This window comes from Bradyrhizobium sp. ORS 278 (assembly GCF_000026145.1).
GTDB lineage: Bacteria > Pseudomonadota > Alphaproteobacteria > Rhizobiales > Xanthobacteraceae > Bradyrhizobium.
The window spans coordinates 2,918,133-2,930,618 of sequence record NC_009445.1; the positions used below are offsets into that span (position 1 = coordinate 2,918,133).

Annotated in this window: 9 protein-coding genes; 4 read left to right on the forward strand and 5 right to left on the reverse strand. The window is 67.5% G+C overall.

Annotation, left to right across the window (positions count from 1 at the left end):
* The first annotated feature begins 136 nt into the window (after positions 1-136).
* Positions 137-1,720, forward strand: coding sequence for an MDR family MFS transporter (locus tag BRADO_RS12755; RefSeq protein WP_011925739.1), 1,584 nt, complete (start codon positions 137-139; stop codon positions 1,718-1,720).
* A 210-nt stretch (positions 1,721-1,930) separates the two neighbouring features.
* Here BRADO_RS12755 and BRADO_RS12760 read toward each other — a convergent pair whose 3' ends face one another.
* From BRADO_RS12760 to BRADO_RS12775, 4 genes are all read right to left on the reverse strand, one after another.
* Positions 1,931-3,640, reverse strand: a complete 1,710-nt coding sequence (locus tag BRADO_RS12760) for a cell envelope integrity/translocation protein TolA (RefSeq protein WP_011925740.1) — start codon at positions 3,638-3,640, stop codon at positions 1,931-1,933.
* A gap of 12 nt (positions 3,641-3,652) precedes the next feature.
* Positions 3,653-5,776 carry an OmpA family protein gene (locus tag BRADO_RS12765; RefSeq protein ID WP_011925741.1) on the reverse strand — a complete coding sequence of 708 codons (2,124 nt, stop codon included), beginning with the start codon at positions 5,774-5,776 and terminating at the stop codon, positions 3,653-3,655.
* A gap of 270 nt (positions 5,777-6,046) precedes the next feature.
* On the reverse strand, positions 6,047-7,639 hold the full coding sequence (locus tag BRADO_RS12770; RefSeq protein WP_011925742.1) for an MBL fold metallo-hydrolase: 1,593 nt from the start codon (positions 7,637-7,639) through the stop codon (positions 6,047-6,049).
* 42 nt (positions 7,640-7,681) lie between these two features.
* The gene (locus BRADO_RS12775; RefSeq protein ID WP_083795044.1) at positions 7,682-9,211 is read right to left on the reverse strand and encodes a thymidine phosphorylase family protein; all 1,530 of its coding nucleotides are present in this window, start codon (positions 9,209-9,211) and stop codon (positions 7,682-7,684) included.
* Between the two features lie 382 nt (positions 9,212-9,593).
* Between BRADO_RS12775 and BRADO_RS12780 the strand changes: the two genes are divergently transcribed.
* Positions 9,594-9,758, forward strand: coding sequence for a Flp family type IVb pilin (locus BRADO_RS12780; protein ID WP_011925744.1), 165 nt, complete (start codon positions 9,594-9,596; stop codon positions 9,756-9,758).
* 326 nt (positions 9,759-10,084) lie between these two features.
* Here the strand turns inward: BRADO_RS12780 and BRADO_RS12785 are convergent, their stop codons facing one another.
* Positions 10,085-11,074 (reverse strand): Ku protein, encoded by a 990-nt coding sequence (locus BRADO_RS12785; protein ID WP_011925745.1) that lies wholly within the window; start codon positions 11,072-11,074, stop codon positions 10,085-10,087.
* A gap of 216 nt (positions 11,075-11,290) precedes the next feature.
* On the opposite strand from BRADO_RS12785, the gene BRADO_RS12790 reads away from it, so the two are divergent.
* Together BRADO_RS12790 and BRADO_RS12795 are read left to right on the forward strand one after the other, a co-directional pair.
* Positions 11,291-11,503, forward strand: coding sequence for a hypothetical protein (locus tag BRADO_RS12790; RefSeq protein ID WP_041756441.1), 213 nt, complete (start codon positions 11,291-11,293; stop codon positions 11,501-11,503).
* Positions 11,504-11,779: 276 nt separating this feature from the next.
* On the forward strand, positions 11,780-12,454 hold the full coding sequence (locus BRADO_RS12795; protein ID WP_011925746.1) for a response regulator transcription factor: 675 nt from the start codon (positions 11,780-11,782) through the stop codon (positions 12,452-12,454).
* Positions 12,455-12,486: the final 32 nt, after the last annotated feature.

Here is a 12,486-nt window from a genome sequence, read left to right on the forward strand (position 1 = left end):
GTGCGACCGGTCTCGTGCTGCCGGGATGCACCCATGCGAATGCCCCGCTGCCGCAAGGGAAAATTATCCCTTAAGTAGTTCGGTATCTGGCGAATCTGCGCGGCGCTCGCCGCGCGCGGCATAGCAATTTATCCCCATGAACAAGTTTGATCGGCAGAGCCATTACCCTGCCGCGTCCCCATCCTTGCCCGAGGAACTGGCCGCTGAGCTGCCGGCGATACCGCCGCAGGTTCAGGCGATCGAGGATGGGCCGTCCCTCGCGCCTCCGGTGCCGCTGACTCCGGCCGAGGTGCGCACCATCCTGATGAGCCTGTTGCTGACGATGTTCCTGGCCGCGCTCGACCAGACCATCGTCGCCACCGCGCTGCCGACCATCGGCCGCGAGTTCCAGGACGTGACCAATCTCTCCTGGGTCATCACCGCCTATCTGCTGGCCTCGACTGCGGTGGCGCCGGTGTTCGGCACGCTGTGCGACATCTATGGCCGGCGCTCGATGATCATCACCGCGCTCAGCCTGTTCGTCGTCGGCTCCGTGGTCTGCGCGTTGGCGCCGAACATGCCGGTTTTGATCCTCGCCCGTGGCCTGCAGGGGCTCGGCGGTGGCGGCATCATGCCGGTGGTTCAGACCGTGATCTCCGACGTCGTCAGCCCGCGCGAGCGCGGCCAGTACCAGGCCTGGTTCAGCGGCGTCTGGCTGCTGGCCGGCCTGCTCGGTCCGGTCATCGGCGGCTTCTTCGCCGACCATCTGCACTGGTCGATGATCTTCTGGATCAACATCCCGCTCGCGGTCGCGGCGCTGGCGCTGCTGCTGCCGAAGATGGGCCGGCTGCCGGTCTATCACCGCTTGCGCAAGGTCGACTGGGCCGGCGGCCTGCTGCTGATGGCCTCGGCCGTCGTGTTCATGCTGGTACTGACCTGGGGCGGCCACAAGCTGGCCTGGCTGTCGCCGACCATCCTGGCGATGATCGGCAGCGCCGTGGCGCTGGGTCTGGCTTTTGTCTGGCACGCCCGGCGCGCCGACGAGCCGTTCCTGCCGCTGTCACTGATGGGCGGCACGGTGGTGCCCTATGGCATGCTGGCGAGCGGCTGCGCGCTCGGCGCCCTGATCGGGCTGACCGTCCATCTGCCGCTGTACTACGAGCTGGTCTATCATCTGACGCCGAGCGAGGCCGGCCTCGGCCTGATTCCGATCGCGGCGATTTCCACCTTCGGCGCCGGGATCGCCGGTCGCACCATGGCTCGCGTCAAGCACTACAAGCGCGTCGCGATCATCGGCACGCTGATCGGCACGATCGCCGCCGCGGTCATGACAGTGACGACGCCGTCGCTCTGGGTGCTGATGGCGCTGCTCTCGGTGTTCGGCATCGGGCTCGGCACCGCGTTCCCGATTTCGGTGGTGTCGCTGCAGAACGCGGTCGACCGCTCGCAGATCGGCACCATCACCGGCGCGATGAACTTCTTCCGCTCGATGATGTCCTCGTTCACCGTCGCAGCCTTCAGTGCCATCCTCCTGATGGCGCTCGGCGCCGACATCTCGCTGGCCGAGGGCGCCCATGGTGCCGTCAGCGGCATCGCGGAAGCCGACATGATCCACGCCTTCCGCTTCGTCTATGCCGCCGCGACCGCGATGCTCGCCTGCGCCTCCGTCTGCATGATCCTGATGGAGGAACGCCCGCTGGCCGGCCCATCGCGGAACGAGACAGTGGAGCTCGCGGAGTAGCAAAGTCGGGTGGGCAGAGGCGCGAGGCAGGACCGTCGTTCGAGGCAAACTGTCACGCGCCGTGCCCACCGGCTTCCGGCACGTTCCGCGGCAAGATGGTGGGCACGGCGCCGCTGCGATCGCGCGTGATGAGAGCGCCCGTCAGCGCCTTTGCCCACTCTACGAACTGCATCTGGCAGCGCCAGACCAGGGCTTTGCCGAGCCGACCTGCTAATCCCGCGGCTGGACGATCTCGACGTTGTCCTGGCCGCGCGAGCCGTCGTCGAGCGATGACTTCACCAGACCGGCCTCGACGCGTTTGGCGAACTCCGTCGTGCCGCCGCTCGCGAGCTCCCTGGCCTGGCTGATCCATTGCTCGCGCTCGATGCGGCCGGCGAAGGCGAGATAGGAGCCGACCCATTTGGCGTGCTCGGCCGTCCAGGCCGCGATCTGATCGAAGTGCCAGATGCCGAGGCCATGCAGCCGCGCCTCGTTCTGCTTTCCGATGCCCTTGATCAGCTTGAGATCGTCGGCCTGTCCGCCGCGAGGCGCGGCGAGTCCGAGCGGCCGGTTGCCGGCATGGGCGCCCTCGTTCTCGACGGGCGGCATCAGAGCCGGCAGGTGGGAGAGGAGGTAGCTGGCCTCCTCCTCGGTCAGCGGCGCGTCGGCCTGGTCGTCGATGGTGATCGCGCCGGACTTCACCGCGGTCGAATGCGCGGTGTCGAGGCCGGCAGCGAGCAGCTTGGCCTGCGCGATCCAGTGCTCGCGCTCGATGCGGCCGGGAAAGGCCATGTGATGACCGACCCATTCGGCATGCGCCGGCGACCAGTCGGCGATCTGGCTGAAATGATGCACGCCGATGTCGTTGAGGACGCGCTCGTTCTTCGGCCCGACGCCCTTGATCAGCTTGAGATCGTCTGCGGTGCCGTCGGGCGCGGGCAGGGCCGGCGGACGGCCATCGTCGGCACCGTTGCTGCTGATCGGCGCAGGCTCGGCGGCCGAGGCCGCGACCTCGGCGGCGAGGCGATCGGCCTCCGCGCTCGCCGCGGCGTCCGCCGCCAGACGTTCGGCCTCCGCCTTGGCCGCCGCGTCAGCGGCGACGCGCTCGGCTTCGGCCCTGGCCGCGGCCTCGGCGGCAAGCTGCGCGGCCTCCGCTTCGGCTTTCGCGACAGCCTCGGCCGCAACACGTTCGGCTTCCGCCTTTGCGGCCGCTTCGGCGGCAAGGCGCTCGGCCTCCGCTTTCGCAGCAGCCTCGGCAGCGAGGCGCTCGGCCTCCGCCTTCGCAGCGGCCTCGGCAGCGAGACGATCAGCCTCCGCCTTCGCGGCGGCCTCGGCAGCGAGATGATCAGCCTCCGCCTTCGCAGCGGCCTCGGCAGCGAGACGATCAGCCTCCGCCTTCGCGGCGGCCTCGGCAGCGAGATGATCCGCCTCCGCCTTCGCAGCCGCCTCGTTAGCGAGACGATCGGCCTCGGCCTTCGCGGCAGCTTCGGCTGCAACACGATCCGCCTCCGCCTGCGCGGCAGCCTCCGCGGCCAGTCTGTCGGCCTCGACTTGGGCCGCGGCCTGCGCGGCGGGCGACGGGCTGTCCGCCCAGGGGCGGGCGGGCGCGGTGAACGCCACCGTGCCGCCGGGGCCGCCCGGGGACATGGCGCTGGAGTCGCCGATCCCGACATAGTCCTTCAGCTGTCCGCCGACCAGGCAGCCGACTACATAACCGCCGACCATCAGCAGCGCGACCTCCAGCCACAGCCCGGCGCGGCCCGGCAGCACGCTCAGCATCGCCATCAGCGAGCCGATGAGGAAGGCGAGAATCGCCGGCAGCAGCCAGCTCCGCATCCAGTCCGGCTGCTTTTCATCCGACCAGGTGCGCCAGCCGACGAAGCCGCCGATGACCACGGCGAGCAGGATCCAGAAGAAGAACGTCGTCAGGTCGTACATCATGATGTCAGCGCCTCACTTCACGACGAATTCGATGCGGCGGTTCTGCGCGCGGCCTTCCGCGCTGTCGTTGGAAGCGACCGGCCGGTTCTGGCCGTACCCTTCCGAGGACATCCGCGACGTATCGATGCCGGCCTCGCTGATGTAGCTGACGACCGCGGCCGCCCGCCGCTTCGAGAGATCGATGTTGTCGGCTTCGTTGCCGACATTGTCGGTGTGGCCTTCGATCGTGATCTCGGCCTCCTTGCAGCGCTGCGCCACATCGACGATGTGGTCGAGCAGTGCCAGCGACTCGCGGCTGAGCTCGGCGCTGCCGGTCGCGAAGCGGATGCGGCCCTTGGCGAGCAGGCCCTCGAATGCCGGCTGGCATTCGGCGACGGCAAGCGGCGGGCTTTCAGGCTTGAGCCCGATCGTGACGCCGGCGAGCTTGATGTCGCCACCGCCTGCGTCGGCGAGCTCCTTGCGGACCTGTTCGGCGGACTTCTCGTAGATCGCCTGACCCTCGATGGTAATCGCGGCATCCTTGGCCGACAACGTTCCCGACCACAGCCGCGCCAGCGCCGGGAATGTCGCCTTGAGCGATGTGACGAAATCCTTCGGCGCGCCGGCGCCGGTCTTCAGGCCGTCCTCCACCGTTTCGGTGACGAAGGTCGCCGTGGCGGCGTCGACGAGATCGCGGCGCGCGGCGTCATCCGGCACGTAACCGCTCAGCCTGACGCGGCCGTCCTGCTTCTGCAGACCGAACGCATAGGGCGAGATCGGACCGTCACGGACGTCGACGGCGGCGAGCGTGAACGGCGCGGGCAGGGCAGAGGCCAGCGCCTCGCGCACGGCGGCGCCGGTGACATTGGCAAGGCCGACGCCGGTGATCGACACCTTGGTGTCGTTGATCTCGGCGCGGCCCTGGGCGAGCCTGGACAGCTCCGTCAGAAGGCTCGCGCTCACCTTGGTCAGATCACCCTCCGGGGCGCCGCGCGCGATGCCGATCTCGCTCTTGATCGGCTTGCCGTCGAACGGCCCGCTGGCGGAGCCCAGCATCGCCTCGCGGACGGGCGTGGCGGGCGCGAGGCCGGAGAGGCTGAGCGCGGTGCCGTTGAACTCCGCCGACCAGCGGTAGGGCTTGATCTCGGGCGGCAGGATCTCCGCCTTGGCCAAGGTCAGGCCGGAAGGCAGCTTGCCCAGGCCGGCGATGGCGTCGTCATAAGCGGCGCTGGAGGGCGCCTCGCCGGTGATCGTGTAGCTGGCGTCGGAGATGACGACGCGGCCCGTGGTCAGCCGCGCCAGCTCCGCCAACGCATACGTCGTATAGGCGTTGAAATCGCCCGCCGGCGCGCCACGCGCGATCTGCATCTGCTGCGTCACCGGCGATCCGGACCATGCCTGGCTCGCGGCCGCCTGCAGCGCGCGCCTGATGTCGTCATTGGGAATGACGCCGGAGATCACCACCGACTTGGCGTCGCGGACCGCGGTCCAGATGAACGGCTTGGCTTCCGGCGGCAGGATCGCCACCTTGTCGGGCACGGCGCCGCCGGGCAACTGCCGCGTCGCAGCCACCGCTGCCTCGTAGATGTCCGACGATGTCGCGGCGCCGGCAAGCGAATAGGCCTTGTCCGCGAGCGCGAAGGTGCCGCCATTGAGCTTCGCCGCCTGCGCCACGCCGTGGCCGGCGATGGCGGCGAAATTCGCAGGCGCGCCCAGGGCATAGCCGAGCCGATCGACGACCTCGCCGCCGGCTACGGCGCCGCGGGCGGCGCTGACGACCGCCTGACGAACCGCGGGTGTCGGCACGCCGCCCTCGAGCACGAGCTGGCTGCCGTTGCGTGCGGCGCGGAAAGTATAGGGCGAGGGTGTCGGCAGCTTGTCGTAGGTGCCGTCGACGAGCCGGACGCCGTCCACCGTCGCCGCATCATCCAGCCGATCCGATTGATCGGCGCTGAACTCCGGACCTTCGATGCGGACGTCGCGGCCGGCGACCGAGACCTTGAGCGCTCCGGCGGTATCAGGTGCGGTCGCCGCGACCGCCGCCTGCGCACGCGGGGCGATCTCCTCCTCGACACCCGCCGTCTTGAAGATGATGGCCGCCAGCCAGAGCACGGCCACGGCGATCAGTCCCGTCCACCATTTTGATGGTTGATGCATGTGAGAGCCCCCGTTTCCCCACCTGCGCCCGGTTCAGCCGGATCGTACCGTTGTCGTGAACCACGCGTCGAGCGTATCAGAATCGCTTCCGGAGACCAGCCGTCTGCGCGTTGTGCCGTTGGCTATGCACAAGCGGAAATGGCGTCTTTGTCGGCAGCCCGCGCCTCACGTTGCAATCCGTCGACGGTCGATCGAGCGAGGTTGCGATCAAAGTGTGACCGTTCGACGACAACGGACCGACATCCCCTCGTGGCCGAGACGGCGATCGCGTCATTCCTCGAGTGCCCGCCGCAGGCGGCGGATGATGACACCGCGCGCGCGGTCGTCGGCCGCCTGCTCGATACGCGCGTGAATGTCGAGCAGCAGGCCCGACATGTCGTTGTGCCAGTCGAGCCGGGTGACCGCCTCGGGCGCCAGCCGCCGCCGGCGCGCGACATCGAGCGGCGTCGGCATCGCGCTTGTGAGTTCGTAGATGTCGTCGAGCAGCGGGGAGAAGACGTTGGCCGCAGGCACGATCCGCCCGGCGACGCGCGCCGACGGCGCGGCAATCGCCGCCTCCTCGCCATGCGACAGAAACAGCCCGCGCGCGATCGGCCGGCGGGCCGCGATCCAGCGCGCGATCTCGGTGCCGTCGGCGTGGCCGGAGTAGTCGTCGATCATGCGGATGCGCGCGCCGACCTTGATCTCCTCGCCCTGGATGCGCACCGCCTTGACGCCGTCCTGCAGGAAGCGGCCGAGCGTGCCGTTGGCCTGATAGCCGACCAGCAGCACGGTGGCGCGGTGATTCCATAGCCAGCGCTTGAGGTGATGACGGATGCGCCCGGCATCACACATGCCGCTGGCGGCGATGACGATGTGGAAGCCGGTCAGCTTGGCGATCGCCTTGCTCTCGTCCACGGTCTCGGTGAAGCGCAGATGCGGCGACGACAGCAGACGGCCGACGTCGCTGCCGCCATCGAGACTGCCCGCATGCGCACGAAACACCTCGGTGGCATGGATCGCGAGCGGCGAGTCCAGGAAGATCGGTGCGGCCGGAATGCCGCCGCGCTCCATCAGCCCGACGAGATCGACGATCAGCTCCTGCGTCCGCTCCACCGCAAACGCCGGGATCAGGAGCGCGCCGCGGGCGGCCGCGGCGTCGCGCACCTCGACGGCGAGACGTTCGCGGCGCAGCTCCGGCGTGGTCGGCTCGCGGATGCGGTCGCCGTAGGTCGCCTCCGAGATCACGTAGTCGAAGCCGGCCGGCGCTTTGGGATCGGGCTGCAGCAGCTTGGCATCGGGGCCCACATCGCCCGAGGCGAGCAGCCGCAGCGGCGCGCCGCCCGTGCCTTTTCCGGCGAGCTCGATCTCGATCGAGGCGGAGCCCAGAAGATGTCCGGCGTTCCAGTAGCGCGCACGGACGCCGGCAATGACGTCGGTCCAGGTCTCATAGGCGATCGGCTGGAAGTATTGCAACGCGGCGATCGCGTCGGCCTGCGTGTAGATCGGACTGACCTCGCCGCGGCCACGCGCGATGTTGCGGCGGTTCAGCGCCAGCACCTCCTGCTCCTGGATGTTGCCGGCGTCGGGCAGCATCCACGAGCACAGATCGATGGTGCCGCGCGTGGCGAAGATCCTGCCGTCGAAGCCCAGCCGCACCAGCTTCGGCAAGAGCCCGCTGTGGTCGATATGCGCATGCGTCAGCAGCACGGCGTCGATCTCTGCGGGGCGGAACGGGAAGTCCCCGTAGTTGAGCTCCTTGAGCGTCTTCTGCCCCTGGAACAGACCGCAATCGATCAGGACCTGACCCTGGTCGGTCCGCAGCAGATAACAGGAGCCGGTCACGGTGTGCGCGGCGCCGCAGAAGCGAAGAGTCACACTCATGCGGCAGTCTCCCGAGATGACGTGAGGCGCGACGCTGCCTCGTTAGTGAGGGCCGTTCGGGCCATCGAGGACATAGCCATTGTTGGCGCTCGCGGCCGCTGCCGCCAGATCATGCTCGGACGGATCGCAGGTGAACACGCGGTACAGCGGCTCGCCCTGGTCGACACGGTCGCCGATCTTCTTGTACAGCCGGATGCCCGCGCCCTTATTGACCGGCGCGCCGGCGGTGCGTGCCAGGCGGTTGAGCCGCAGGCAGTCGATCGCCGAGACGACGCCGTCGCTGGCAGCCCCGACGTCGAAAGCGAGATCGCCGAGCTCGCTGCGGCCCGCGGACGGCCCCTGTGCGTCGATGATCTTCTGCATCTGCTTCAGCGCCGCGCCGCTGTCGAGCAACTCGCGCGCGCGTGAATAGCCGGCGCCCCCGCGCAGTTTCGGATCATATTCGAGCAGATGCGCCGCGAGGCGCAGCGATTTCTCGCGCAGGTCGGCCGGTGCCTGCGGCTCGTTGCCGAGCACCGCCATCACGTCGCGCGCCTCGAGCACCGGCCCGATGCCGTGGCCGATCGGCTGCCGGCCGTCGGTCGTGATCACCTCGACCTTCAGGCCGAAGCGGTCGCCGACGAATTCGAACAGCTTGCGCAGCCGCATGGCCTCCGCACCGCTGGTGAGCTTCGCCGTCGGGCCGACCGGCAGGTCGAGCAGCAGATGCGTCGAGCCGGCGGCGAGCTTCTTCGACAGGATGGAGGCGACCATCTGCTCTCGGGTGTCCAGGCTGAGCGGGCGCTCGACGGAGATCAGGATGTCATCGGCCGGCGACAGATTGACGTGGCCGCCCCAGATCACGCAGCCGTTGCAGGCCGCGACGATCGACTTCATCTCCTCGGCGCCGACGTTGACGCGGGCCAGCACCTCCATCGTGTCGGCGGTGCCGGCCGGCGAGGTGATCGCGCGCGAGGACGTCTTCGGGATGGTCAGGCCATGGGCGGCGACGATCGGCACAACCACCATGGAGGTACGGTTGCCGGGGATGCCGCCGATGCAATGCTTGTCGACGACGACGGGCTCGGGCCATGTCAGTTGGGTGCCCGCATTGGCCATCGCGTGGGTCAGCGCCAGCAACTCGCCGGACGTCATGAAGCTGGCCGAGCCGATCAGGAATGCGGCGATTTCCATGTCCGAGTAGCGGTAGTGAGCGAGGTCCTCGATCACAGCCGCGATGGCCTCGTCGCTGAGAGTTTCGCCTCGGATCTTGGCGCGCACCGCCTCCAGGCTCTCGGGCGGGGTGGCCGGCGATACCGTCGCCAGCATGCCGGCCGGCTCGGCGAAGCGCCGCAACGCGGGCTCGGACAACCCGATCTCGTCAGGCCCCACCAGGGCGTCGTCGTCGGTGATCAGCAGGGTGGCGAGCAGGGTGCGCGAATTGCAGCGCAGCTCGACCCGGGAAAAGCCGCTGAAGACCTCGGGCCGCAAGGCCCGCGAGCGTCGCGAGATCACGACCACATTCTCCCGCCCGGTATCGAGCGCGACGCTGCGGATCTTCAGCTGGGGGCGGGCGGTATCTGCTGGGCTCATGATGATCGCACCAAGCTTAAGCCGGCCGACTCCGCGGCGGTTGACCCAGATCATGCCATGGCATCTGCCGCACAAGCCCAATTTTTTCTGAATCTGGTGCGAGGGAATTCGCAAGCAGTGCCGGAGCGACGGCTCTTGCGAGGCAAGGCGCGCCTGAAACAAACCGTAACAAAGTCAGTCGCTTGTGATCTGGCTTGAACATGGCTTGGCAGCGTCGTCGCGCGCGGTCGTTCATCTCCCGCATGAAAATCCCGGCGTCGTAGCTCCCTGATCGGATTAACCCATTGTTCAAGCCGATGACGCAGGGTTTATCCGGGGCGTCCGTCCCGGCTTGGCGCGCCCTTTCGGCGCATCAGATGATCGAGCCCGACCGGAGTGGAAGATGCGGCAGTTGATTGCGAGCTTTCTCAGACATCAGGCTGGCGCGACCTCGATCGAATACGCGATCATCGCCGGTGGGCTGAGCATCGTGATCCTGGCGGCCGTCAACGGCCTCGGATCCGGCCTCAGCAGCAAGTTCACCTCCATCAACAGCTCGATCAAGTAATCGACCTCGACGCCGCGCAAACCGTCTCGTTTGCCCGCGGTGATGATCCGTCTGGCGCCTGATGCACATGCTTCCCCCGGTGCATCGCCGGAAGCCGCACCGCTGCGCTCACAGTTCCGCGCCGCGCCGTCCGATGGGCATCATGGGGATTGGTCACCTGAACCGAGCGTGAAGGTGAAGCGGCGCTGTGCCCCGCGACAATCTCGCCTGCTTGGACGTCGTTTGCGACGGCGCTCAGTCCGGCCAGCGCCGACGTTCAACAGGGGGCGCTTCATGCGCGAACAGGCCACGCGATCCTGCGCCGAGCTGAGCGCTCCTGTCGTCTCTCAGCCCGCCTTGCGCGAGCGTGCCGCGGTCCGGGCCGGCTTCTCGGCCTTTTTCGGCTCGTCCGCCTTCTTCGGCTCGTCCTTGCTGAGTGGTTCCTTGGCTTTCTTGCCGCTGATCGGCAGCAGCATCTCGCGCTGGCCTTCGACGCGCTTCTTCGCCTTCTTGGGCTTTGCCTTCGAAGCCGGCGCCGAGGCCGCGGGCACCTTGTCGCTTTCGCTGGCGAGGCTGCGCTTCAGCGCATCCATCAGATTGATGACGTTGCCGGTCGACTTCGGCGCCGCCCTGGCGGTGATGGTCACGCCATTACGCTTTTTGTTGATCAGCTCGACCAGCGCGGCCTCGTAGTGATCCTCGAAATTCTCCGGCTGGAAGTCGGCGGATTTCTTCTCGACGATGTGCTTGGCGAGATCCAGCATGTCGCTGGTGATCTTCACGTCCTGGATGTCGTCGAAATATTCCTGCTCGTTCCGCACCTCGTAGGGGTAGCGCAGCAGCGTCCCCATCAGGCCCTTGTCGAGCGGCTCGAGCGCGATGATGTGCTCGCGGTTGGTCAGCACGACGCGGCCGATCGCGACCTTGTCCATGCTGCGGATGGTCTCGCGGATCACGGCGAAGGCGTCGTGGCCGACCTTGCCGTCGGGAACGAGGTAATAGGGACGGATCAGATAGCGGCTGTCGATATCCGTGCGCGGCACGAACTCATCGATCTCGATCGTATGGGTCGACTCCAAGGCGATGTCCTCGAGCTCGTCCTTGGTGACCTCGATGTAGGTGTCGGTGTCGACCTTGTAGCCCTTGACGATGTCCTCGTTGGCGACTTCCTCGCCGGTCTCGGCGTCGACCCGGCTGTATTTGATGCGGTGGCCGGTCTTGCGGTTGATCTGGTTGAAGGAAACCTTCTCCGACTCCGAGGTCGCCGGGTACAGCGCGACCGGGCAGGTCACGAGCGACAGCCGCAGAAATCCCTTCCAATTGGCGCGCGGGGCCATTCTTCAACTCCACTCAACTGCAAACTGATCGACGGCAAGACTGACCGGAGTGCTCCCCGGGACCGGCTGCTGCGGACGTAGTTGTCGCGGCGGCCGCGAGGATAACATCGCAGGCCCCGGATTCAACAAGCCTAGCTGCAGATTCTGAGAGCGGCGTTAACTGGTCGCGGTCGTGCTTCGCGCCGGAACATCATCTGGGGCCCGACGTTGCCAGGGATGCAGACGAGAGAACGCGATACCGCGTTCGATGTCGAATACCAGCGAGCTGAGGGCACCATGGCAACAAGACGAGGGTCGCAGATCGTCGAAACTCCAACCGAAGCGCGGCAGGGTGAACCCGGCCCGTCCGTCCTGGCTATGCTGGCCATTTCCACCGGGCTGGCGCTGCTTGTCCTGGGCCTCGTGTGGTTCGTGTTCTTCCACACCTGATCAGAGCACGGGAGCGCCCGCTGTCGAGGCCGCTGCACGGCCTGTACCGACCGGCGACCGATGCCCCATGACCGATCCAGCCCGGCCCCACGGCCGGGCTTTTCATGATGACCACCCAGAGCTTATATCCGCCCCAATTCTGTCGGCCCTTGCCGGCTGTCCCGACCGAGATGACCAAAAAGTAACCCGGTCGGTCGGGTTCCGTTCATGCACGGTTCACGGCCTTCCGGTTCATCTTGAGGGCGGAAATCGTGCAGTTCAGCTTTGGAGGCAAGCGTGCGTCTGCTCGTTGTCGAGGACGATCCGGATCTCAACCGTCAGCTCACCACGGCGCTGAGCGACGCCGGCTACGTCGTGGACCGTGCGTTCGACGGGGAGGAGGGGCACTATCTGGGCGATAGCGAGCCGTACGACGCGGTCGTGCTCGATATCGGCCTGCCCAAGATGGACGGCATCTCAGTGTTGGAGGCGTGGCGCCGCAATGGCCGGGCGATGCCGGTCCTGATCCTGACCGCGCGGGACCGCTGGAGCGACAAGGTGCAGGGCTTCGATGCGGGCGCCGACGATTACGTCGCCAAGCCGTTCCACCTGGAGGAGGTGCTGGCTCGCATCCGCGCGCTGCTGCGCCGCTCGGCCGGCCACGCTCAGAGCGAACTGACCTGTGGACCGGTGACGCTCGACACCCGCACGGGTAAGGTCAGCGTGTCGGGCAACCCCGTCAAGATGACTTCACATGAATACCGCCTGCTGTCCTATCTGATGCATCATTCCGGCCGGGTCGTGTCGCGCAGCGAACTGGTCGAGCATCTCTATGACCAGGACTTCGACCGCGACTCGAACACCATCGAGGTGTTCGTCGGCCGCATCCGCAAGAAGCTCGACTGCGACGTCATCCAGACCGTGCGCGGCCTCGGCTATCTGCTGACCCCGCCACCGACCGCCAGCGCCTGATCCGTCCCGGCGCCCGCCATTCACGGTGGCCG

Bases quoted from the DNA above. Each gene is read 5' to 3' on its own strand.
- BRADO_RS12755 (WP_011925739.1), top strand. From the start codon at position 137: ATGAACAAGTTTGATCGGCAGAGCCATTACCCTGCCGCGTCCCCATCC.
- BRADO_RS12760 (WP_011925740.1), bottom strand. From the start codon at position 3,640: ATGATGTACGACCTGACGACGTTCTTCTTCTGGATCCTGCTCGCCGTG.
- BRADO_RS12765 (WP_011925741.1), bottom strand. From the start codon at position 5,776: ATGCATCAACCATCAAAATGGTGGACGGGACTGATCGCCGTGGCCGTG.
- BRADO_RS12770 (WP_011925742.1), bottom strand. From the start codon at position 7,639: ATGAGTGTGACTCTTCGCTTCTGCGGCGCCGCGCACACCGTGACCGGC.
- BRADO_RS12775 (WP_083795044.1), bottom strand. From the start codon at position 9,211: ATGAGCCCAGCAGATACCGCCCGCCCCCAGCTGAAGATCCGCAGCGTC.
- BRADO_RS12780 (WP_011925744.1), top strand. From the start codon at position 9,594: ATGCGGCAGTTGATTGCGAGCTTTCTCAGACATCAGGCTGGCGCGACC.
- BRADO_RS12785 (WP_011925745.1), bottom strand. From the start codon at position 11,074: ATGGCCCCGCGCGCCAATTGGAAGGGATTTCTGCGGCTGTCGCTCGTG.
- BRADO_RS12790 (WP_041756441.1), top strand. From the start codon at position 11,291: ATGCAGACGAGAGAACGCGATACCGCGTTCGATGTCGAATACCAGCGA.